Source organism: Xanthomonas arboricola (genome assembly GCF_002940665.1).
Classification (GTDB): domain Bacteria; phylum Pseudomonadota; class Gammaproteobacteria; order Xanthomonadales; family Xanthomonadaceae; genus Xanthomonas; species Xanthomonas arboricola_B.
Genome location: NZ_MIGY01000002.1, coordinates 1,240,288 through 1,262,762 on the forward strand (window position 1 = coordinate 1,240,288; position 22,475 = coordinate 1,262,762).

Consider the following 22,475-nt stretch of genomic DNA (forward strand, 5'->3'; position numbering starts at 1 on the left):
CTGCGTGGGCGGCGGGCTCAGCCGCCGTAGCGTTGCTGAAGCATCGCAAAGGCCGAGCGCAGCGCCAGCGCCTCGCCGCCAGCGGGGCGGCCGGGGCGGTCGCTGTCGTTCCAGGCGTACACGTCCAGATGCGCCCACAGCTGGCCCGGCGCGACAAAGCGCTCCAGGTACAGCGCGGCGGTGACCGCGCCGGCCATGCGCGAGCCGGCGTTGGCCATGTCGGCGACATGGCTGTTGAGGTAACGCAGGTACGGGCGCCATAGCGGCATGCGCCAGACCGGGTCGCGGGTCTGCTCGCCGGCACTCAGCCAGGCCTGTGCCAGCGCATCGTCGTTGGCGAACAGCGCGGGCAGGTCCGGTCCCAGGGCGATGCGTGCGGCACCGGTGAGCGTTGCGAAATCCAGGATCAGATCGGGGCGCTGCTCGGTGGCGTAGCTCAGCGCATCGCACAGCACCAGGCGGCCTTCGGCATCGGTGTTGTCCACTTCCACCGTGACGCCGGCGCGGGTGGTGATGACCTCGCCCGGGCGGAACGCATCCGGGCCGACGGCATTTTCCACCGCCGCAATCAACAGGGTCAGTCGCACCGGCAGCTGCTGCGCCATCACCAGGCCGGCCAGCGCCAAGGCATGCGCCGCGCCGCCCATGTCCTTTTTCATGTTGCGCATGCCATCGGCCGGCTTCAGATCCAGTCCACCGGTGTCGAAGCACACGCCCTTGCCGACCAGCACCAGATGCGGATGCGCCGCATCGCCCCATTGCAGCTGGATCAGCCGCGGCGCCCGGTGCGAGGCGCGCCCGACCGCGTGGATGGTGGGGAAGTTCTGCGCCAGCAATTGCTCGCCGACGATGGCATTGACCTGGGCGGCGTGCGTTTGCGCCAGTGCGCGCGTGGCCTCTTCCAGATGCTGCGGGCCCATGTCCTCGGTCGGGGTGTTGACCCAGTCGCGCACGCGGATGCAGGCCTCGATCAAGGCACGTGTCTGTGGCGCCGGCGTGGCGGCCAGTTCGGCCGGTACGCGCGGCACCTTGCGGTAGCGCGAGAAGCGGTACGCACCCAGGCCCCAGCCCAGATGCAGCAGTGCCTGCTCGTTCTCGCTCAGCGTGTTGGCCAGGGTCCAGCGGCTGGCCGGCGGCAGCGCCATCGGTGCATGCGCGTAGGCGTAGGCATCGGCGCGGTCGCCGATGCCCAGCACCGCGCCGGCCAGTCCCTGTTCGCCCGGCAACAACAGCACGCTGCCCGGCGCGGCATCGAACCGTTGCGCCTGTGCCCACGACAGCACGCGCGTGGGCTGCTCGGCGCACCAACGTGCAAAGCCTTCGCGGTCGAGCACATGCAGTGGCAAGGCTGCGGCGTTGGGATCGATGAAACCGGTGAGCTGCGACATGGAAATCCTCGGAAGCGGCGCCCGGCGCCGAGCAAAAAGTGGCTCAGGCGGGAAGACGGATGCCGGCGTGTGCGGCGCCAGGGTGCGGCTGCTGCGCGTCCAGCCAATCGGCCAGCCCGGTCATGGAGTCGAACTCCAGATCCGGCTGCTGGGTCGGGTGCGACCACTGCGCTCCATCGCGATTGATCCAGCAGGCGCGCAGCCCGGCATCCAGCGCGCCCAGCACGTCCATGCGCACGTGGTCGCCCACATGCAGCACCTGCGCCGGCGGCACCTCCAGGCGCGCGCATGCGGCCAGGAAAATGCTTGGATCCGGCTTGGCGCTGCCGTGCTCACGCGAGCCCAGCTGAAACGCAAAGTGATGCATCAGCCCGATGCGCTGCAGATCGGCATTGCCGTTGCTGAGCGCTGCCACCGGCACATGCGCGGCGATACGCGCCAGCGCGTCCAGCGCATCCGGGTAGCACTCCACCTGGTTGCGCGCGGCGTAGAAGACCTCATACGCAGGCTCCAGCAAGGCCAGGTCGCCGCCGCTCTCGCGCAACGCCATTTCCAGCGTCAACCGCCGCAGCGCGCTAAGATCGTGGTGCAGGTGCGGGTTGTCGGCAAAGCTGCGCTCGCGCAGGTCGCGCATCGCCTCCACCGGGAACCGCTCGGCGGTAACCGGACTGTGCTCGCGCATCCAGTCGTACACCACCTGATCGATCCGCGCCCCGATCGGCGCAAAGGGCCACAACGTGTCGTCGAGGTCGAGGGTGATGGCGCTGATGTGGAAGCTCATCGCGCGATTGTAATGCCGGGAATGGGGAGTCGGGAATCAAGAATGGCTAGAGCGCAGCCACTGCCCTTGCGACTCCCGAATCCCAACTCCCGATTCCCCGCTACTCCAGCAGCCTGGCCCAACGCTGCATTGCTTCCACCCGACTCAGCACCATCTTGATGCAGACCAGCAGCGGTACCGCCAGCAGCAGGCCGACCATGCCCCACAGCCAGCCGAACAGCATCAGCGCCAGGATCAGCATCAACGGCGAGATCGCCATGCGGCGGCCGAGCACGATCGGGGTGACCACCTGGCCTTCGATGGTGTGCAGCGCCAGGTACAGGATCGCCGGCAGCATCGCCGACAGGGTGGTGCGGAATTCCACAAAGCCCATCAGCAGCATCAGCATGACGCCGATCAACGGGCCCACGTACGGCGCGAAATTGAGCAGCGCCACCACCGTGCCCCACAGCAGCGCTTCGGGCAGCGGAATCTTGAGCGCATAGAGAATGCCGGCGAAGATCAGCCCGACCAGCGTATTGATCACGCTGATGGTGAGCACGTAGCGCGAGACCTCGCGCTCGATATCCAGCATGATTTCGGTGGTGAAGCGTTGTTGCTGTCGATTGGGCAGCAAGGCGATCGCGTGCCGTTGCAGGCTTTCGCCGTAGACCATGAAAAAGAACGTCAGCAGCACCACCGCGAGCACCGAGGCAGCCAGTTTCGGCGTGCGCACCAGTGCCTTGTAGGGGTCATCCATCTGTGTGCGCACGATCTGCACACTGCGCTGGCCGTCGCCGCCGGCAGCGCGTGCAAAGTTTTCCGCGGCCTGGTTGGCCTGCATCACCGGCTTGGTGAAATCGCGCACGTCGCGCGCAATCTGGCGCATCTGCCTGGGCGCCTGCTGCACCCATTCGGCTGCCGGCCCGGCCAGTTGCGCGGCCAGTGTCACGGTACCGGCAAGGCCCAGGCACAGCACCAACAAGGCGCCGAGAAAGCGTGGGATATACAGCTTGCGCAGACCGCGCAGGATGGGGTTGCCGATCAAGGCAAAGAACGCCGCCAGCATCACCGGCAGGATAATCGTCTGTGCAGCCCACAGCGTGTAACCGACCGCCAGCGTGGCCAGCACCACCAACGAGACCGGTGCGCGTGGGCGCGGTGCCGGCGGCGGCGGGAGCGATTCTGCCGCAACGGCAGCATCCATTAAATCGACGGGAAGAGTCATGCGCGCCCTGGCAGCAGACTGGCGTGCTGCCAGCGGTGCGCCATTATCAGCCTAGCGCGTCAACGCAGCGCACAGAGGGCGTGCGGATAACGTAGTCCTCGACAGCGTCGGTGGCGGGCTCTGCCGCACAGTGGATGACAGATCCGTCAGCGTGATCCCGAGCGATGGCTCGGGAACGGATCCTCAGGCGACGCGATCGACCGCCGCATGCACCACCGTCACCGGTGGATCGGCAGCGACCTCTTCGGCGCTGTCCGCGGCGCGTTCGGCCTGCTCGGAAGCCTCTTGCGCACGATGTGCGGTGAACAGGGCAGAGATCGTGCTGATCATCTGCAGAATCTTCGGGATGCCGCCCAGCTTGCTGGCAATGCTGCCCAATGCCGCCTGTGGTTCGTTACGGCCGGTGACAAAACCCAATCCGAAACCAACGACCACGATCCGCAACGGAGACCACCCGGCACGCCAGGTATCACGCAACTCTCCCCAATGCAGGCGCGTTTCCTGTGCGCGCCCTTCCACCAGAAACTCTGCGCGTTCGACGCGTTGACGCAAGGTGCCAAACTTCATGTGCGTGCTCCATCGACAGCCGATGCGTGGGCATCGTCGTCGTCGCTGCTGTCATCAAAGATGCCCAGCTTGATCAGCTGACGACGTGTTGCATTCAAGCCGGTGTGGTCGAAGTAGAAGAACACCCGCCATGCCGCAATGCCGGTGACCAACAAACTGGCCAACGCGGTAAAGAACATCGCCTGGAACCACGACAGACCGGCACGTTGCAGCAGCGCAATAATCGCACCTGCCAGCAACAACCACGACGACGCACCAAAGACCACGGCAACACATGCCCAGGCCAGTCCGCGCCCGAAGGCACTGCGTGCAAGTTGCAAGTCGGCCGACACCAGCCGGCGCAACGCGCGGCTGGTGTCCTTGGCCGAGCCAAGCGTTGCACGGCCGGCTGCGCCGACCGCACGTACGCTTTCGTCCAGTCCCGGCGTCTCCGGCCGCGCGTTGGGCGCGTCGGAAGCGGCAGCTGTAGAGGCCTGATCGCTCACGACTTAGTTGTCGTTGCTACGTGCCAGCTTGGCGATGATCCAACCGGTCGCAAATGCCACACCAAATGCGGCCAGCGGACGCTCCCGGATCAGATCGGTTGCACTGTCCAGCAGGTCGTTCCCCTTGCTGACCAGCACATCGAGCTGTTCCTTGGCAGCGGCGCCGCCGAACTCTGCAGCAGCCATGCCGGCCAGTGCGGTATCGGAAAGCTCTGCCTTGACATTGGCGCGACCGAGCTTGAGCTCATCGCCTGCAGCGCTGGTGGCGCCTTTGACTGCTTCGCCTGCGGCGCTGGCGGCAGACTTCAGGTGGGTGCTGGCTTCGCTCAGATTTTCTTTCAGCTGGTCGGTATTGGTGGGGCTCATGCGATATCTCCTTCGGTCATTGATGGCAGCCGCGATAGCATGCGGGCGTGGTGCAGCAATAGCATCGCTGCGGTGTAGGAGGTGTTAGTGCACGCCGATGACAGTGCACGCCACGTCAACGCATCAACGCGTCGTACTGCGCGTTGCCACGCAGGATGCGCACGACCAACTGCTGCGGTTTGCGCTGGAAATTGGCGCGCCAGCTGGCCAGATCGGCAAATTCGCCGACGCTGCTGGCCACGATCACATCGCCGCTGACCAGACCGTTGGCTGCGGCACGACCGCCGCGCTTGACCTCGCTGACCATGACGCCGGTAATCCCGGACTGGCGCAGCGACTCGGGCAGATCCATGAAGATGGCGCCGCCCAGACGTGGGTCGAGCATGTCGCCGGTGACCGCGCGATCCTGCTCTTTCAAGGTGGCGGTGAGCTTGAGCGGTTTGCCGTCGCGACGAATCTCCAGCCGCACCGCACTACCCACCGCCTGCAGACCTTCATAGTTGTGCAGCGCCTCTGCGCTGTCCACGCGTTGGTCGTTGGCGGCCACCACGACATCGCCCGGCTGTACGCCTGCAGCGGCGGCAGCGGACCCTGGCAGCACGCGCGTCACCAGGGCGCCGCGCAACGAATCCACGCCCAGGCCCTGCAGCATCTGCTGGGTGAGGTTCTGGGTCTCCAGTCCCAGCGTGCCGCGCACCACCACGCCCTTGGTCACCAACTGCTCCACCACATTGCGCGCCAGGTTGGACGGAATCGCCAGGCCCAGGCCGATATTGCCGGCCATGCTGCCTTGTGGATTGAAGCTGGCGGTATTGATGCCCACCAGCTGGCCCTGGAGATTGACCAGCGCGCCGCCGGAATTGCCCGGATTGATCGAGGCATCGGTCTGGATGAAGTTCTGATAGCCCAGTCCGCGAATACCGCTGCGGCCCACCGCCGAGACGATGCCGGAGGTGACCGTCTGGGTGAAGCCGAACGGGTTGCCGATCGCCACCACGAAGTCGCCCACGCGCAGCGCATTGCTGTCGGCCAGCTTGATGTCGGTGAGGTTATCGGCCTTGATGCGGATCAGCGCGATATCGGTATCGGCATCGGAACCGATGAAATCGGCCTTGACCGTGCGCCCGTCGCCGAGCGTGACCTGCACATCGTCGGCATTTTCGATGACGTGGTGATTGGTCAGCACATAGCCTTTTTGCGCATCGATGATCACGCCCGAACCCAGCGACTCGTTGATGCGGTCCTGCGGCACCTGCGGAAACAGCCGGCGCAGGATCGGGTCGTTGAAGAACGGGTTGCGCACGCGCACCACTTGCTTGGTATTGACACTCACCACTGCCGGCATTGCCTGTTGCAGCATCGGCGCCAGCGACGGCACCGGTTGCCCGGCGACGGCAGCCGGCAACGCGGCGGCTGCGGGCAAGGTAAAGGCGGTGGCGGCACCGGCCGGTGTGGCCTCGGCGCGGTTGTCCATCCAGGCATTGATGCCGGTGGCGGCAAATCCGCCGAAGGCAGCGGCCAGGGAAAGGGTCAGCAAGGTGGGCAGCGGGCGCATGCAACGGGTCCGGGTTACACGGTGGAAGAGGAATAGGGCGTCTGACTGCGTAAATCAAGCTGAACGAGAGTGCCAGCGGGCAATTTAACGCTTGGTGAAAGCGCCGCCGATCCCTTCCCGTCGCTGCGTTGACAGTCGCTTGAGCCCGGCGTAGCGTCCGCTTGATCCGATGCCTGTTCAGCATACGCATGCCGCTGCGCATCGCCCGCTTTTTCAGCACTGGTGCCCTTAAGGAGGGTTTATGAGCAACGGCAATGGTGTAACGGCAACCCTGTCCGACGCTGTCGATAGCGTCAAGAGCAGCGCCACTGAACTGGGCGAGGCCATCGCCAGCACCACCGGCGACGCGGTGGCCAGCGTGCAGGACGCGGCCGGCACGGCGGTGGCACAGGTCAAGACCCGCGTCGCCAAGGCCCGCAAGGCGGTGGTCAAGGTCGAACGGCGCGTCGTCGAAAAGGCTGGCGATGCAGCCACCACGGTCAAGCGCAGCGTGGCCAAGACCAAGCGCTCGCTGGTGTCGAGCAAGGAGGCCGCCAAGGACAAGTTGACCGCCACCAAGGACGCCGCCAAGCAGAAGCTCGCATCCACCAAGGATGCAGCCAAGCAGAAGCTGAGCAGCACCACCGATGCCGCTAAAAAGAAGCTGGCCGACACCAAGGCCAGCACCAAGCAGAAGCTGGAAACCGCCAAGGCCAATGCCAAGGCCGAAGCGGCAACGCTGAGTGCCAAGACCGCTGCCAAGAGCGCAGCGCGCAAGAGCGCGGTGGCCACGCTGGGCGCGCGCGCGGCAGCAAAGAAGGCTGCCGCCAAGTCGGCCCCGGTCAAGAAGCCGGTCGCCAAGGCCATCGTCAAGCCCGCCGCCAAGAAGGCACCGGTGGCCAAGCAGACCGCCACCAGACAAGTCGCAGTGAAAAAGGCCCCGCCCAAGAAGGCGGTGACCAAGACCACCCTGAAGAAAGCCGCCAAGGTCACCAAGACCCCGGCCACGCGCGCAGTGGCCAAGACCACCGCTGCCCGCAAGGCCGTCGGCAAGAAAGTGGCCAAACGCGTGACGCGCTGATACTGCAACACCAAGATGGCATTGCACGCTGGCAAGGCGTGGGCAGTGCAAACTGACAAAGGCCGCCGCTGTTCGTACAGCGGCGGCCTTTGTCGTAGTTTGATCGCTAACGATGCGATCGCTTTCTTGTTGCGCTCATGTGATCGGCCAAGTGATTGGATCTGACATCTGAACCAGATTGGGCATCTCGTCCGTATCAATTGCCAGATGCGGGATATGGAGCCCCTCTCCCCACGGAGCGAGAAGGCAAGGCCTGCGCGCCGTGGCGCGCGTGCCTTGGAGCGCCCGTGCCGCAAGCGAAAGCTGGGGTGAGGCGCCGGCCAAGTTCGCGTGTCGTTCCGGAGTCGCGAGGCTTCGCCCGCGCCCTCATCCGCCCCTGCGGGGCACCTTCTCCCGGTGGGAGAAGGAAACTAGAAGCCATCGCTTCCGATAATCCGATTCCCGATTCCCCAATCCCAGCTACTTCATACCCTCGACCAACTGCTCGGCGCCCTTGCGAATACCTGCCTTTGCCGCGTCGTAGGCACCCAGGCTGGCCTTGATGTTCATTGCGCTCGGATACTGTTTTTCGACATAGGCGGCGAGCAGGCGGTTGCTCTGCGCGTCGAAGATTTCCACCGCGTAGCTGGCCGAGCCGGAGAATGCGCCCTCCTTGCCGCGTGCGGCCTGCACCGCGTTATAGGAACCGCCGCCCAGATCCACCTTCATGAAAGTGCCCAGCACTCGCTTGCTGGGTTTGGCACCGGTCAGGCTGATGCGCACGCGCAAGGTGTCGCGATCGGCCACCGTGGCGCGCTGCCAACGCCGCCCGATCGCATTGCCGAATTGCTGCTGCATGTAATCGGCCAGCATGCGTTTGTCCTGCTCGGGAACGTCTTCGAACTGCGCGTCCGGACCGCGATAGATGGTGACCGGCTCGACCAGTGCGGCGCGGTAGCGCGTCCAATCCACCTCGCTCTGATAGGCGTACGGCATGCGGTCACCACGGCTGCCATCATGCGGGCGCAGATAGCTCGAAGACGGCAACTGACTGTAGGGCATCGGGCGCGTACTGGCACAACCGATCAGCGTCACGCCGACAATCAGCAACGCGCAGCAACGGACAGGGAAATGGGGCGACATGGGCAAATACCTGGAAAGTGGAGCAGATGGGGGCAATCGCGCGCGACCGAGGCCGCGCGCTCAATGCATCAGATAACTGGCCACCGCCAGCGCGGACACCATCGCGGCGGCAGTGAGCAACGCACCGCTTTTGGCCAACTGCCGCAGCCGGCGCGCCTGACGTGCGCTGCGGATGTCAGGCAGCCCGCTCCAGATGTCGCGATTGCGCGTGCCGGTGCGGCCACAGCGGAAGTCCAGTAGGGGCACGTCGGCCACAGGAGCAGGGGCAACGCTGTCGTTGGCAGCCGTAGGTGGTGCCAGCAGCGAAACGGCGGCGGAGGGAGGAAGCGGGATGGAACGGATCGAGTGAAACATCACCATGCATCCTGGATGCGTGCGGTGAGTGCACTGTAGGCAGCGGATGTTGGAAACTTATTGGGTTGGGCGATGGACGATTGCCGCGCGCCGTGTGCGTTCAGCCGGTGTGGCGCATGCCCTCGCTGGCGAACACCACGCGCACGCACAGGCCGCGGCCCTCGTGGCCTTCGCAGGTTTCGATGGTGGCTTGGTGCAGGCGCGCGATACCGGCAACCAGCGACAGCCCGATCCCGCTGCCCTGCACCTGGCTGCCGGCAATCCGGTAGAAACGTTCGAAGATGGACGCGTGGGCACTTTCCGGCACGCCGGGGCCGTCATCGCTGACCTGGACGAACGGATGCAGCGCATCGGCGCGCAGGCAATAGCCGCAACTCACTTCCACCATGCCGTAGGGCCGACCATAGCGGATGGCGTTGTCGACCAGATTGCGGATCAGGATGCCCACCGCATCCACATCGCAACGCAGCAGGCACGGCGATGCCTCCACCTGCAGATTGATGTGGCGGGCATCGGCCTGCACGCTGAATTCGTCCAGCACATGCGAGATCAGTTCGCCCATGTCCATCTGCTGGTACGTCGCCGAACTGATGCCTGCATCCAGCCGCGCCAGATCCAGCAGTTGCTCGGCCAGGCGGTTGCTGCGGCGCGCGGTTTCCAGCAGCTGCTGCAGCGCCGCGTCCTTGGCTTCCAGCGTGGGCGCGCGCAGCGCGACCTCGGCGTAGGCATGCAGCGCGGACAGCGGCGTGCGCAGTTCATGCGCGGCGTCGGCCACGAAATCGCGTTCGGCCTGCACGGTTTTTTCCACGCGGGCCAGCAGGGAATTGAAGGAGCCGATCAGCGGACGAATCTCGTCCGGCACCTGCGCCAGCGGCACCGGTTCGGTCTCCAGCCCGGTGCGTTGCGCGATGGCGCCGGAAATGGCGCGCAGCGGTGCGAGCGAGGTGCGTACCGCCCACCACACCAGCACACCCAGGACGCCCAGTTGCAAGGTGTTGAGCACCATCGCAATCAAGGTCTGCTTGAAACTCATCCGCGAGGAGACATTGCCGATCGGGGTATGCACGTCGACCGCAGCCGACGGTTCCGGTGGCGTATCGAAGCGGTGCTCCAGCGCGTCGGGCAGGGCGCTGATCAGCTGGTCGCCGAACATGTTGAGCTCCTGCTCGAACACGCTGTGCTGGCCCTGGGTGACCAGGGCGACCAGGATCCACAGGGAAGTGGACCAGCTCAACAACACGATCGCGGCCAGCGCCGCCAGCATGCGCGCCTGCAGCGATTTCATTCGGGCGCCTTGCCGACCATGTAGCCCTGGCCATACACCGTGGAGATCAGCTCATCGCCCAGCTTGCGTCTCAGCTGGTGCACGTACACCGCAATCATGTTGCTGCCGCCTTCGGACGGACCGCCGTAGACGCCTTCTTCCAGTTGATCCTTGGTGACCACACGCCCAGCGCGCTCCATCAGTGCCAGCAGCAGGCGATATTCGTGCGAGCTCAGTGCCACCCACTTGCCGTCCCGGGTGACCTTGCGGTTGCTCGGGTCCACGCAGACATCGCCCTGCGCGAGCAACGGCACCACGCGGCCCTGGCTGCGTCGGGTGATCGCACGCAATCGCGCCATCAGCTCGTCAAACTGGAATGGCTTGACTAGGTAGTCGTCGGCGCCGGCATCCAGGCCGCGGATGCGGTCGGTCAGCTGGCCGCGCGCAGTCAACGCGATCACCGGCGTGGCGTCGTAATGGCCGCGCATGAAGCGGATCACCGTCAGCCCGGACTCGCCCGGAAGGCCGATATCCAGCAGTACTGCGGTGTAGCGGTGGTCCACCAGCACGGTCTTGGCGGCGTTGGCGCTGCCGACGTGGTCGATAGTCCAAGACTGCTGGCGGACGCCATCGCAGATCGCGTTGGCCAGCATGGTGTCGTCTTCGACAAGCAGCAGGTGCATAGGTGTTCCGCCGGGCTCAGGGCCAGTCCGAGATCCGCAGCACTGTCGGAGATGGTCGTTAGGCAAATATTAGTGCATGGCCCGACAGTCCGTTGCAGCGCCGCTCATCGCGCAGGGTCCAGCCAGGCGGCGCACACGCTAGCGCTGCAAGATGGCGCGCAACGCCGCTTCCAGGCGGACGTACTGAAAGCGGAAGCCGGCATCCAGGGCGCGTTGCGGCAGCACGCGCTGGCTGATCAGCAGCAGCTCGGCCATTTCGCCGAAACCCAGGCGCAGCAGGCCGGCTGGTAGCGCCAGCAGCGCCGGGCGATGCAGCACGTGGGCGAGGGTGCGCGCAAACTCGGTATTGGTGACCGGGGTCGGCGCGGTGGCGTTGTAGGCACCGGCTTGGCCCTGTTCCAGCAACCACAGCAGCAACGCCACCATGTCGGCCCGATGGATCCAGCTCATCCAGTGCCGGCCATCGCCGAACGGGCCGCCGCCGCCAAAGCGAAACGCCGGCAGCATACGGGCCAGGCCGCCGCCGCCAAAGCGAAACGCCGGCAGCATACGGGCCAGGGCGCCGCCGTCGCGATCGAGCACGATGCCGGTGCGGACCCAACTCACGCGCGGGCCGAGCGCGGCGATCCTGGTCGCTTCGGCCTCCCAGTCACGGCACAACTGTGCAGAGAAATCGTCGCCGGCGCGGTCTGCCTCGGTCAGGATGCTGTCGCCACGCTCGCCGTAATAGCCCACCGCCGAGCCGGAAATCAGCACCGACGGGCGCTGTTCGGCCGGCTGCTGCGCGATCCAGGCGTGCAGCTGGCCGGTCATGCCCAAGCGCGACGCGCGGAAGCGCTGCTTGCGCGCATCGGTCCAGCGGCCGGCAGCCAGCGGCTCGCCCGCCAGATTGATGACCGCATCGGCCTGCACGCCGTCCAGCGTGTCCACCACAGTCATGCCGGGCAGGCGACGCGCTGCGCGCCGCAGGTCGCGGGTCAGCACGCAGACCTGGTGCCCGGCCTGCACGAGTGCCGGACACAAGGCCTGGCCGATGAAGCCGGTGCCACCGGTGATGAGCAACTGCATGGGCATTCCTGCGCAGAATCGATGCGGCACGATAGGCCAGCGCCGCCTGCTGCGAAGTGAAGTCACTACTGCACGTGCTGTGTTGGCCGCGTGTGGCAACAGGATGGCGAACGGACGTAGGGCGCGCCGGACCGACAAGCCCCAAACGCAAACGCGCCGGGCAGGCCGGCGCGTCGGATGGGTGCCGATGCAACAGGCTCAGCGCGAGGAGGATACCGCGTGGGCACGCTCGAAGTGCGCCGACACCACGCGCCGGCTTTCTTCCAGATGCTGTTTGACCGGCGCGCTTTCGGCGGCGGGCAGCAGTTCGGCATCGATGATCTTGATGGTGTCGCCGTGATCGCTGACCATCGTGCGCAGGAAGGCATTGCGGTATGCGTCCTTGCCATCGGGCAAGGTCAATGTCTTTGCCAGTGCATCCACTGCCGCCTTGCCCTTGGCGCGCATTGCATCGGCACGGGGGTTGCCGGTGGCACCCAGCGCCTTGCTCTTTTCCAGGTCGGCTTCGTGGTCGTGCAGCAGCTGCTTGGCAAACGTGTCGGTCGCACCGCCAAGATCCTGCGCAATGGCTTGCTTGGCCAGCGCGATTTCGTTTTCATCCAGCGCCGCCAGCACGCCGAGCACGGCGGCGTCGCCCTTGGCCAATTCGGCCGCACCGGTTCCGCTAATCGGTGCGGCAGTGGGTTTGGGCGATACTGCCGGCGCAGTACGCGATGCATCGCCGCCGGGTCGATCGCAAGCGGTAAGGGAAAGCACGGCAAGGAGCGATGTCGCGACAAGAAGGGATTTCATGGAGATCCTAAAAAATGCGGCCAACGTAGCCGACGGGGAAATGCAAAGGAGCCGCTACGCGGCTCCGGTGATGCGAGGATCGGCGCCTGCCGATCAAGCCATCTGCGGCTGGATGACAGAGCCGAGGCCAAGCGGCCTGGCCGGCGCGCGCACCGTGTCCTGTGCGGTGCGGCACACACGCGCCATGCGTGCAGTGCGCTCGCGAATCAGCGCGTGTTCGCTGGTCGGGGCACTGCCCAGCAGGCTGGCAATATGGAAGCCTAGGATGTCCTCCGCGCGGTCGCCTTGGTCGCTGACGATGTGCGGAACCAGCCGCTCCAATCGCTCCAGCTCCTGCTGCACTTGATACGGGGTTTTCATGGTGCTCTCCAATAAGTAACGGTCCTGCTCGATATTTGCCTGCTCAGCTATTACGTGTACCCAGCCGCTGCCAGCAATCGGTTGCCAATTGCTCGTAGTTGGACTGTGTGCTGGATGAGATGAAGTGATGCTCCAGGCGGTCGCGAAACAGGCGCAGACGTTCCTGATCGCTCGACCGCGGCGCCTGCAGGTAGATGTCGCAGGCCATTTTCACCACCGGAGACAATTCGCTGAACTTGCCTGCACCCAGGTTGCCCTGCGCGTGTCGCGCCTGCCAATGCGCGATCTCGGCTTGTACATCGATGACGGATGGGTCTCTGCTCATGACTTCGCGTAGTCCGGGTTAAACAATTTGACATGCAGGGTAACTGTGGCTGTGTCAACGAATGATCATCGAACCCGACCATTCAACGAACGGTGGCAGTGTGCGCTTAACTGGTCAGCTCGCGGCTGCGCCTCTACACACTGTGTATGCACTCCATGGCACGCGCAGGATGGCTGCGATCGAATCCGCATCGATATGTTGAGCAGTGGTCAGCAATCGATTGCATTACCCGAAACACCGGCAATTCAGGCCTATGCATTGCCAGTGCGGACCAGCGCATGGCTGCGTTGAAGCTGGAGAAGCATGCATGCAACGCCGCAATTTACGGAAGATTCTGAATCGTTCCACACCCGTGTAACGTCTGATGCTTAGGATGCGGGATGACGTTATGGAGATGAGTACTCAGGATGCAGGACAGCGAAATCAGTCGTAAGGCGCAACCCGCAAGCGGTACCCCCGAAGCACGCGTGTGGTGGCATGCCCTGGTCGAACTACGTGGGGGACGTGTCGCCATCAGTTTGATCGTCGTCCTCGTGATTGTGTTTGCGTTCTATTTGACGCTGAAATAAGCCGTTTTTTTTCGGTGCTGGCGTGACGCCGTATAGCACCCACAGGCGTCTCGGCTGTTTGGGCAAGCCGACAACGGCACGCGGCTTGACGCTGCGAGGGGAGGCGCGATGGCCTACAAGCAGTACTGCCGAGTCGTGGGGCATGTCACTCGGCCGCTGCCCGAGCACGGCCACGAGCGTGTCACGCACGCCTGGGTCTGCGGCGAAATTGCACGGTTGCTAGACGTGCACGGCGCGGGCCAAGCCAGTGATCGTACCGCCACAAGGCATGCTGGTGCGGGGGCCGTGTTTCATGTACCCGATGAGACCCTAACGACGGAACAGGCGCATGGACTGGGTATCGACGATGCTGCGGACGTGCTGGGAGGCATCGTGCCGCATGCCTTCCTGGCGACAAAGGTAATCGGCCATCCGCTGATTGCCGACCACGCAACCACCATCGCCGGTTGGAACCAGACGCTTGCCACCGCGCTGAAGCCGGCCACATTGGCCGGCTATACGGTGTTTTCGCGCATGGATGCCCTGCATGCGTTGGAGATCCTGCTACCCGATGGCGGCGTGCGACTCAAGTTGCCGACCGGCGTTGGGGGCAATGGTCAATGGCGTATCGCCGGCGCAGCGCAACTCGCACAGCTGCTGGACAGCCTGCCGGAGGACTACCTGGGGACGCATGGCGCGGTACTGGAGCGCAACATCCTGCGACCCGTGACACACAGCGTGGGTGAGCTATGCGTCGCCGGCATTCAGATCGCCTATTACGGGACGCAATGCAACGTGCGCAATGCGCAGGATGAACAGGTCTACGGCGGCTCATCGCTGCATGTGTATCGCGGATCGCTCGAGGCACTGGCCATGACTGCATTGCCGTCCCTGCAACAGCGCGTGATCGAGCAAGCCTGCAGATACGATCGATTTATCACCGCCGCCTATCCTGAAGTACACATCTCGCGGCGCAATTACGATGTGGTCAGTGGCAGCGATGGGCAGGCCGGTTCGGTCTGCGGGGTGCTGGAGCAATCCTGGCGCGTTGGCGGCGCGACACCGGCCGAGCTCGCCGCGATCTCCAGCTTTCAGGATGACGCCAACCTGCAATGGGTGCGTGCATCCACGCATGAGATCTATCAGGGCGAACCGCCCGCGGATGCGCAGATCTACTACCGTGCAGAGCGCGCCGGGCCGGGTCCGCGCTTCAAATACAGGAGGGTATTCACCACCTAATGGAAGCCAAACTTTCCAGCATCCAGATTCCGGTCGACCGGGACGAACTCAGCGGTACCTTGCTGACGCCTACCGGCATTCCGGCAGTGTTATTCGTGCACGGCTGGGGCGGCAACCAACACCACAGCCTGGTGCGCGCGCGCGAAGCGGTGGGCTTGGGCTGCATCTGCATGACCTTCGATCTGCGCGGTCACGAAGGCTACGCATCGATGCGCCGGAGCGTGACACGCGCGCAGAACCTGGACGACATCAAGGCCGCCTACGATCAGCTTGCCGGCCTGCCGTATGTCGATCCGCAGTCGATCGCGGTGGTCGGGCTCAGTTACGGCGGCTACCTGTCGGCATTGCTGACGCGCGAACGTCCGGTGGAATGGCTGGCGTTGCGTTCGCCCGCGCTCTACAAGGACGAGCACTGGGATCGCCCCAAGGTGAGCCTCAACGCGGATCCGGAACTGATGGACTATCGGCAACGCGTACTGACCCCCGACGACAACATCGCCCTGGCCGCCTGTGCCGATTACAGGGGCGATGTGCTGTTGGTGGAGGCGCAACACGATGTGATCGTGCCGCATCCGGTATTGCGCAACTACGCCGATGCCTTCGTCAGTGCGCGTTCGCTGAGTGCGCGTGTGATTGCCGGTGCCGATCACGCATTGAGCGTCAAGGAGCACCAGCAGGAGTACACGCGCATGCTGATCGACTGGCTGACCGAGATGGTGGTGGGTCGGCGTATCGCCCTAGCCAAGGAAGTGGTGGCTGCGCGCAAGCAGATGCTCAAGCAGCAACAGGGCGATATGACGTCGGCGCCGGGGCAGAATGCACGCGAATTCCGTGGCGATATCCGTGCAGTGGAAAACAGCTCCAGCTGAGTCGTGCGCACACTGCGCCGCAGTGTGTCTGGCGCTGCTTTCGACAAAAAATAACGGGCCGATCGGCCCGTTATTTTTAAGCCTCAGCGTGGCTTGCGCCAGGCTATCGCGCTCTAGACGCGCGGGTCGGTCGGGTTGCGCCGCGCGGTCTCGTCGTGACGCTCGGAATCGAACGCCTCGCGTACCGCATGTTTGGCCTTTTCCCAGCTCAGACGTGAGTTGGACTTGAAACGGTCCCAGCCATCGCCCAGGTCACGCTCCAGATGGTCGTCCCATTGGCGGCCGGCATGTAGCTGACGTGCCTGCATGCCATAACGGTAGGCGGGGCGATAGTCGTCGTAGGAATACTCGGCATCACGATAGTCCGCGCTGTCGAAGCGGCCTTCATAGTGCGTATCGCCCTCGCGGTAGACGCTGTGCGTGCGATCAGCGCGCTCCCAGGCGTCGCGGGCGGCGAGTCGCGCCTCGTCCCACTCCAGCCGCGATTCGCCGCGATTGCGTGGCCACTCGCCGGCCAGGGTCGCTTCGGTTTCCTCCCAGGTGCTGGTCGGACGCGTTTCGCGCGCCTGCAGGCCAAAACCGTAGACGGTGGCGTAATCGCGATCGTAATCGGTGCCTTGCTTGTAGTAAGGACGGTTGTGATGTTCCTGGCGCCAGTATTCGGCCTCCACGGTCGGGTCCAGCCGCTCGGCCACGCCCTTGCCGGCTGCAGCGCCTGCCACTACGCCAACGGCAGCACCGATCAAGGTGCCCAGCGGACCGAACACGGTGCCGGCCAGTGCGCCCGCGGCAGCGCCGCCTGCGATACCACCTACACCCACACCCACCGGATGCGAACCAGGTGCACCGGAGATCGGGTCACGATTCAGATCCTGCGCTTCGGCCTTGCGTTCCTGCTTGTCGAGAGGGGTGTCGTGGTTGCTCATGTCGTCTCCGGGGTAGCTGTAGGTGCGTCTGTCGAGCAGATCGCGAACGTGGCGCCACCTTGGCCAGACAGGAGTGAAACGCGTGTGCTTGGATGTGAGTGTCGTCGCGACAAGACTGAACTGTGCATGCGCCGTCATAGATGAGGCTGCTGATGCCAGCGTGCAAAGACGCACGCGAGCAAGGGCGTACGACAGATCGCTGGATTGGCCAGTGGCGTTACGTCACTGGCGCCGTGGAGAGTGGCTACTAGCCCATCAGCCGGTAACGCCAAGATTGTTTTCTACAACGCCAGGCTCTTGAACGGCACTACGGACAACGGCTGCAAGGGTATGGACGCACTCACAGTGCTTGCATGCGGCTTGATCCCTGCGCTGGCAGCAAGACTGCATCGCGCAACGACCGAGCATCACCGATGAAAGCGCAACAGACTGGTCGCTTCCGAGCTCAAGCCATCGTTACCCGCCGTGCGTGCCCAACGTGCGTGCGCCGGTCAGTATCATGCGCAGCATCTGCGAGATCTGCTCGATCAACTCGGGGTCTTTTTCCGGCGGCGAGTCCATCGCCACCGCGCCCATCGCAAACACCAGCCGGGTGATCGCCTTGGACACCAGCGCCGGTGCATGCAGCTTGGCGTTGTCGGCGGCGGCCAGACGGATCAGGTCCACCCGCAGCTCGTCTTCGAAATAGCTGAGTTCGCGCTCCACTGCCTGCTTGAACGCATCCGAGCCCACCGCCCCCTCGCGCAGCAGCACGTGCAGCAATTTGTCGTCGGCGCGCAGCTGTTCCATGAAGGCTTCGACCGACACGCGGATGACGCTGCGGTCGGTGGAGGTGGCGCGCTGGCGGGCCTGGCCGATGATGGTACGCAACGAACGCCCGGCCAGATCGATCAAGGCCACCGCCAGCTCGTCCATGTCGCGGAACTGGCGATAGAAGCTGTTCGGCGCGATGCCGGCTTCGCGTGCCACTTCACGCAGGCTCAGCGTGGACAGGCTGCGGTGCGGTCCGATCAGCGACAGCGCCGCAGCGATCAGATCCTCGCGTGAAATCGCCGGCTTGCGTGACGGCGGCGCGTCGTGGGAAGGCAGTGCGATGGAGGTCATGGGACGGCAGCCGGGCGTGGGCCTGAATCATAGCCCCTCTGGTCGATATACAACTGTATACACGGCTGTGCATGCATGCGTATAGTGCGATCCATGAACCTGGCATCTCCTCCCAAGTCCAAGTCACCGTTGTCGACACGTCTGGCGCGCCGGCTGGTGTCGCCGCAGTTGTTCGATTTCTGGGCGACCCGGCTCAATCCCCTGTGGACGCTGGAACGGCCGATGGCCCGCCTGGTCGCGCGTACGGCGGCCAGCAGCAATGCGGTGACCCTGGTGCTGCGGCCCAATGGCCACTGGCGGGGCCTGCAGGCCGGTCAGCACGTGAGCCTGGGCGTGGAGATCGAAGGCCGCCGCCTGCTCCGCAGCTACAGCCCGACCGTGCTGGCCGATGGCCGCCTGGCGATTACCGTCAAGGCGATCGAAGGTGGGCTGGTCAGCCTCTACCTGGCCGGCGCTGCGCCGATCGGAACGGTGGTGTCGCTGGATCCGGCCTTCGGCGACATGCTGTTGCCGACCGCCCCGACGCCGCTGTTGCTGCTGGCTGCCGGCTCGGGCATCACCCCGATGCGCGCGTTGCTGCAGGCCGCCGCGCAAGCCGGCATGCCGATGGACGTGGACCTGCTGTACTGGGTGCGCCAGCGCGACGAAGCCTGCTTCGTCGATGAATTCGAGGCAATGGCCGCCGCATATCCGCGCTTGCGCGTACGGTTGCTGGCCACACGCGAAGGCACCGCGCCGGCTGCACGCATCGATACCTATCCGTTGGAGCAGATCGCCGATCTCTCCGCCCGTCACGTCATGGTCTGCGGCCCGGGCGGTTTCGTGCAGGCTGCGCGTGCGCGCCTGCAGGGCCGCGTGGCCGCGTTCCAGGCCGAAGCCTTCAGCGTGCCGACGCTGGAAGACGGCGAAGCCGGTGACGTGCAGGTCCAGCTGTCACGCAGCGGCCGTACGCTCAGCCTGCCGCGCGGCCAGTCGCTGCTGGAAGGGCTGGAAGCGCAAGGCCTGCGTCCGAAACACGGCTGCCGCATGGGCATCTGCAACAGCTGCGCCTGCGCGCGCCAGTCCGGGACCACACGCCACCTGTTGACCGGTGAGCGCAGCAACGAACCCACCGCACAGGTCCGCCTGTGCATCAGTGCCCCGAGCACTGACCTGATCCTGGATCTGTAAGGAATCTTCATGAGCCGAGTCCACAACCGTGCCCTGTCCGCTGCCGAACTGCAGTCCTTCGGCGACGAACTCGATGCCATCCGCGCCCGCGTCCAGGCCCAGGTCGGCGCCGCCGACGCGCGTTACATCCGCCGCATCGTGGCGGCGGTGCGCTGGACCGGCGTGGCCGGTCGCGCGCTGCTGTTCCTGGGCGCCTTCGTGCACAGCGTGCTGATCCCGGCGTGGATCGCCGGCGTGGTGCTGCTGACCCTGTCCAAGATCCTGGAGAACATGGAGCTGGGCCACAATGTCATGCACGGCCAGTACGACTGGATGGGCGACCCGCAGCTCAACGGCAACACCTACGAGTGGGACATCGTCGCCACCGGCGACAACTGGCGCAAGACGCACAACTTCAAGCACCACACCTACACCAACGTGCGCGGCATGGACGACGACATCGGCTACGGCCTGCTGCGCATCTTCCCCGAGCAGCGCTGGCGTCCGTTCTACCTGCTGCAGCCGTTCGTGGCGGTGTTCTTCGCGCTGCTGTTCGAGTGGGGCGTGGCGATCCAGGACCTGCGCCTGGGCCGCTGGTTCGCCGGCAAGATGAAGGCGGCCGAATTGCGCGCCTCGTTCCTGCCGGTCGGCCGCAAGATGGGCCGCCAGATGCTCAAGGACTACATCGTGTTCCCGCTGCTGGCCGGCCCCTTCTTCCTGACCGTGCTGCTGGGCAACCTGGCCGCCAACGTGCTGCGCAGCATCTGGACCTTCGTGATCATCTTCTGCGGCCACTTCACCGCCGATGCGGAAGTGTTCCCGAAGGAGTCGATCCGCAACGAGTCGCGCGGCCACTGGTATCTGCGTCAGCTGCGGGGTTCCTCGAACCTCACCGGCGGCAAGCTGATGAACGTGCTGTCGGGCAATCTGAGCCACCAGATCGAGCATCACTTCTACCCGGACCTGCCGGCCAACCGCTACGCGCAGATTGCGGTCCAGGTGAAGCAGGTCTGTGCGCGCTACGGCCAGCACTACAACACCGGCTCGCTGCCGCGCCAGTTCGGCCAGGTGATGTGGCGGATCGTGCGGCACGCGTTCCCGAGCCGGCCCAAGCCGTTACGCCGCCAACGCGAAGGCGCCCTGCAGAGCGCCTGATCGAAAGGGCCGCCATTGGCGGCCTTTTTTTGGGGTGCAGTCAGTCCCTGCCGGATCGCCACACGAGATTGCGCCTTGCCGGGTGCTCAGCATCGGTGCTTGCGGCAGGGGTGAACTCAAAGCGGTAGCGCCAGCTCGGGCAACACGCTTTCGGGCAATTTGAGCTTGCGTGCGGGTGAGATCAGCACCTGCGCTGCGATTCGAGAATGCCGTGCGCGCACAACGTTTATTACGGTGCCCGGATCGTCGTGGCTGTTGGTCGACTGCGCGTTCTGACAGCCCCGGTCAGCAGGGTGCCGTACTGGCGCTGGTCATTGCGCGGCGCCGCGCATCAGCGCGTGGTAGGCGATGAAGCCGGTAGCCGGCAGCGCGCGCGAGAACAGCCAGCCCTGGGCCAGATCCACGCCGTGTGCACGCAGATAGTCCAGCTGCTCCTGTCGTTCCACGCCTTCGGCAATGGTGCGCAACTGCAGCGTCTTGGCCATGTCGATGATGTGCGAGGTCACCGCGCTGGTGGCCGAGTGGGTGCCGATGGTGTCCACGAAGGACTTGTCGATCTTCAGTGCATCCAGGGGCAACCCCTGCAGGTACTGCAGGCTCGAATAGCCCGTGCCGAAGTCGTCGATTGACACCGTGTGGCCGGCACCGCGCAGGTGGATGATGGTGGCGCGTGCCGCTTCGATGTCCATCAGGCTGCGTTCGGTCGCTTCCACCCACAACTGCCCGCTGTCCACGCTGGTGCCGTGCAGCGCCTGGGCAAGCACGGTTTGCACACGGCCGCTCTTGATGTCTTCGGCGGAGACATTGATAGCCACGTGCAGGGAGGGTTCGGTCGCCAGGGTGGGGCCGAGGTCGCGGATGACTTCAGCCACCACCAGATCGGTGATCGGCAGGATCAAGCCGCTTTCTTCGGCCAGCGGAATGAAGGCATCGGGCGGGATAAGCACGCCATCGGGTTGCTGCCAGCGCACCAGCGCCTCGGCACCGACGCAGGCGCCGGTGTCGAGTGCGATGATCGGCTGGTAATGCACGACGAACTCATTGCGCTGGACTGCAATTTCAAGCCGTGCCAGCGGCGACAATCGCCGCCGCGATATCCAGATCACCAGGCTGACCAACAGCAGGGCCAGCGCAGTGCCGACCGGTACCACTTGCAGCCGTGCGGCCGCCAGCGGCCCGCGTAGATACGCTATGGGCTCGGTGACGACCGCGGCCCAGTCGCCGCGGCGGTCGCGGCCGGACAGTGCTTGGGCATCTGCGCCGGTGCCGGATGCATCGGCCGGCGGTGCGATCAGCAACTGCTCGGCGGCGGTGCCGGTACTGCTCAGTATCTGCCCGTCCGGCGTGCCGATCGCCAACTGCAGGCCGGGCGGCAGGTTGATGTCGGTCAGTGTGTTCGGATTGATCAGGACGTTGTAGTCCCGCAGCTGCAAGGCCATCAGCAGATGCTGCGGATTGGCCAGCGGGCGCAGCCGCGTGGTGACGGCAATGCCGCGCTTGACCACGAAATCGGCAGTGGTGTGTGCAACGGCCTCGGGCGATGGCCCCCACGAGGTGCAGCGCAACCGGCCCTGCTGGATGTATCCCAGTTCGACGATGTAATGACTGGCCAGCACCAGTGCGCGCATCTGCGCCAGATGCGATGGGGAGCAGGGCGGCAGCTGCGATGCGGCCATGCTCAATAGAGCGCCATGCGCCTCGTCGAAGGCGGTATCGGTGCGCCGGATCGACAGTGCCGCGAGCTGCGCGAGTTTGCTTTCCTCGCGGTCCAGCGCCAGCCGCCATGCCAAGTAGTAGGACAGGCTGATCGGAAGTGCTGCGCATAGCAGCACAAGCAACACGGTCACACTGATGATGCGTTGACGCTTCACCTCACCACCCGCATCTGCGTGGAGGCGAGCTTACGCACAACAGCCCGAGCAGCGCAGCGCTGGCGCGCAGCGCCCTATGAACGGCACGGCGCACCTGCGCCGCATCCGGAGGTGCCGCACGAAGACGGTGGAGACGGTGACGGTGGACGGGTGAGGTTGCACGTCGCGAATGTACGACAGACACATGGGTTGCGCGCGTCCGGGGAGCGAAGCGGATGTGATTTTCTGCAGATGACA

Annotated in this window: 23 protein-coding genes; 5 read left to right on the forward strand and 18 right to left on the reverse strand. The window is 65.0% G+C overall.

Going from position 1 to position 22,475, the window contains the following annotated elements; translation table 11 throughout:
• Positions 1–17: 17 nt before the first annotated feature.
• The 7 genes from XarjCFBP7645_RS12525 to XarjCFBP7645_RS12555 all read right to left on the reverse strand — a co-directional run bounded on the left by XarjCFBP7645_RS12525 (position 18) and on the right by XarjCFBP7645_RS12555 (position 6,349).
• Positions 18–1,388 carry a leucyl aminopeptidase family protein gene (locus tag XarjCFBP7645_RS12525; RefSeq protein WP_104537713.1) on the reverse strand — a complete coding sequence of 457 codons (1,371 nt, stop codon included), beginning with the start codon at positions 1,386–1,388 and terminating at the stop codon, positions 18–20.
• Between the two features lie 43 nt (positions 1,389–1,431).
• Positions 1,432–2,169, reverse strand: coding sequence for an HAD family hydrolase (locus XarjCFBP7645_RS12530; protein WP_104537714.1), 738 nt, complete (start codon positions 2,167–2,169; stop codon positions 1,432–1,434).
• 100 nt (positions 2,170–2,269) lie between these two features.
• Positions 2,270–3,376 (reverse strand): AI-2E family transporter, encoded by a 1,107-nt coding sequence (locus tag XarjCFBP7645_RS12535; protein ID WP_104537715.1) that lies wholly within the window; start codon positions 3,374–3,376, stop codon positions 2,270–2,272.
• A 183-nt stretch (positions 3,377–3,559) separates the two neighbouring features.
• Positions 3,560–3,943 (reverse strand): hypothetical protein, encoded by a 384-nt coding sequence (locus tag XarjCFBP7645_RS12540; RefSeq protein WP_104537716.1) that lies wholly within the window; start codon positions 3,941–3,943, stop codon positions 3,560–3,562.
• Positions 3,940–4,428, reverse strand: a complete 489-nt coding sequence (locus tag XarjCFBP7645_RS12545) for a hypothetical protein (RefSeq protein WP_104537717.1) — start codon at positions 4,426–4,428, stop codon at positions 3,940–3,942. Before XarjCFBP7645_RS12545 ends, XarjCFBP7645_RS12540 begins: the two co-directional genes overlap by 4 nt.
• A 3-nt stretch (positions 4,429–4,431) precedes the next feature.
• Positions 4,432–4,794, reverse strand: a complete 363-nt coding sequence (locus XarjCFBP7645_RS12550) for a hypothetical protein (protein WP_046344877.1) — start codon at positions 4,792–4,794, stop codon at positions 4,432–4,434.
• Between the two features lie 115 nt (positions 4,795–4,909).
• Positions 4,910–6,349, reverse strand: a complete 1,440-nt coding sequence (locus XarjCFBP7645_RS12555) for a Do family serine endopeptidase (protein WP_104537718.1) — start codon at positions 6,347–6,349, stop codon at positions 4,910–4,912.
• A gap of 241 nt (positions 6,350–6,590) precedes the next feature.
• On the opposite strand from XarjCFBP7645_RS12555, the gene XarjCFBP7645_RS12560 reads away from it, so the two are divergent.
• Positions 6,591–7,409, forward strand: coding sequence for a histidine biosynthesis protein HisIE (locus tag XarjCFBP7645_RS12560; protein ID WP_104537719.1), 819 nt, complete (start codon positions 6,591–6,593; stop codon positions 7,407–7,409).
• Between the two features lie 459 nt (positions 7,410–7,868).
• Here XarjCFBP7645_RS12560 and XarjCFBP7645_RS12565 read toward each other — a convergent pair whose 3' ends face one another.
• From XarjCFBP7645_RS12565 to XarjCFBP7645_RS12600, 8 genes are all read right to left on the reverse strand, one after another.
• On the reverse strand, positions 7,869–8,531 hold the full coding sequence (locus XarjCFBP7645_RS12565) for a DUF3313 domain-containing protein (RefSeq protein ID WP_104537720.1): 663 nt from the start codon (positions 8,529–8,531) through the stop codon (positions 7,869–7,871).
• 60 nt (positions 8,532–8,591) lie between these two features.
• Complete coding sequence (locus tag XarjCFBP7645_RS12570; protein ID WP_429001463.1) at positions 8,592–8,891, reverse strand: hypothetical protein; 300 nt, start codon at positions 8,889–8,891, stop codon at positions 8,592–8,594.
• A 94-nt stretch (positions 8,892–8,985) separates the two neighbouring features.
• On the reverse strand, positions 8,986–10,170 hold the full coding sequence (locus XarjCFBP7645_RS12575) for an ATP-binding protein (RefSeq protein ID WP_104537721.1): 1,185 nt from the start codon (positions 10,168–10,170) through the stop codon (positions 8,986–8,988).
• A complete protein-coding gene (locus XarjCFBP7645_RS12580; RefSeq protein ID WP_104537722.1) occupies positions 10,167–10,832 on the reverse strand; it encodes a response regulator transcription factor in 666 nt (221 codons plus the stop codon). The genes XarjCFBP7645_RS12575 and XarjCFBP7645_RS12580 overlap by 4 nt, the downstream gene beginning before the upstream one ends.
• A gap of 138 nt (positions 10,833–10,970) precedes the next feature.
• Positions 10,971–11,900 carry an epimerase gene (locus tag XarjCFBP7645_RS12585; protein ID WP_104537723.1) on the reverse strand — a complete coding sequence of 310 codons (930 nt, stop codon included), beginning with the start codon at positions 11,898–11,900 and terminating at the stop codon, positions 10,971–10,973.
• Positions 11,901–12,098: 198 nt separating this feature from the next.
• A complete protein-coding gene (locus XarjCFBP7645_RS12590; RefSeq protein ID WP_104537724.1) occupies positions 12,099–12,692 on the reverse strand; it encodes a DUF4142 domain-containing protein in 594 nt (197 codons plus the stop codon).
• 93 nt (positions 12,693–12,785) lie between these two features.
• On the reverse strand, positions 12,786–13,052 hold the full coding sequence (locus XarjCFBP7645_RS12595; RefSeq protein ID WP_181126313.1) for a hypothetical protein: 267 nt from the start codon (positions 13,050–13,052) through the stop codon (positions 12,786–12,788).
• A 43-nt stretch (positions 13,053–13,095) separates the two neighbouring features.
• Positions 13,096–13,377 (reverse strand): hypothetical protein, encoded by a 282-nt coding sequence (locus XarjCFBP7645_RS12600; RefSeq protein ID WP_016902660.1) that lies wholly within the window; start codon positions 13,375–13,377, stop codon positions 13,096–13,098.
• Positions 13,378–14,054: 677 nt separating this feature from the next.
• Between XarjCFBP7645_RS12600 and XarjCFBP7645_RS12605 the strand changes: the two genes are divergently transcribed.
• Both XarjCFBP7645_RS12605 and XarjCFBP7645_RS12610 read left to right on the forward strand, forming a co-directional pair.
• Positions 14,055–15,164, forward strand: a complete 1,110-nt coding sequence (locus XarjCFBP7645_RS12605) for a DUF3182 family protein (RefSeq protein ID WP_104537726.1) — start codon at positions 14,055–14,057, stop codon at positions 15,162–15,164.
• Positions 15,164–16,033 carry an alpha/beta hydrolase family protein gene (locus tag XarjCFBP7645_RS12610; protein ID WP_104537727.1) on the forward strand — a complete coding sequence of 290 codons (870 nt, stop codon included), beginning with the start codon at positions 15,164–15,166 and terminating at the stop codon, positions 16,031–16,033. Before XarjCFBP7645_RS12605 ends, XarjCFBP7645_RS12610 begins: the two co-directional genes overlap by 1 nt.
• 113 nt (positions 16,034–16,146) lie before the next feature.
• On the opposite strand, the gene XarjCFBP7645_RS12615 is transcribed toward XarjCFBP7645_RS12610, so the two are convergent.
• Positions 16,147–16,959, reverse strand: coding sequence for a hypothetical protein (locus XarjCFBP7645_RS12615; protein ID WP_104537728.1), 813 nt, complete (start codon positions 16,957–16,959; stop codon positions 16,147–16,149).
• A gap of 456 nt (positions 16,960–17,415) precedes the next feature.
• On the reverse strand, positions 17,416–18,063 hold the full coding sequence (fabR, locus tag XarjCFBP7645_RS12620) for an HTH-type transcriptional repressor FabR (RefSeq protein ID WP_010374793.1): 648 nt from the start codon (positions 18,061–18,063) through the stop codon (positions 17,416–17,418).
• A gap of 93 nt (positions 18,064–18,156) precedes the next feature.
• Here fabR and XarjCFBP7645_RS12625 point away from each other — a divergent pair, with 93 nt between their 5' ends.
• Complete coding sequence (locus XarjCFBP7645_RS12625) at positions 18,157–19,233, forward strand: ferredoxin reductase (RefSeq protein WP_104537729.1); 1,077 nt, start codon at positions 18,157–18,159, stop codon at positions 19,231–19,233.
• A 9-nt stretch (positions 19,234–19,242) separates the two neighbouring features.
• A complete protein-coding gene (locus XarjCFBP7645_RS12630) occupies positions 19,243–20,367 on the forward strand; it encodes a fatty acid desaturase family protein (RefSeq protein WP_104537730.1) in 1,125 nt (374 codons plus the stop codon).
• 311 nt (positions 20,368–20,678) lie between these two features.
• Here the strand turns inward: XarjCFBP7645_RS12630 and XarjCFBP7645_RS12635 are convergent, their stop codons facing one another.
• On the reverse strand, positions 20,679–22,238 hold the full coding sequence (locus XarjCFBP7645_RS12635) for an EAL domain-containing protein (RefSeq protein WP_104537731.1): 1,560 nt from the start codon (positions 22,236–22,238) through the stop codon (positions 20,679–20,681).
• Positions 22,239–22,475: the final 237 nt, after the last annotated feature.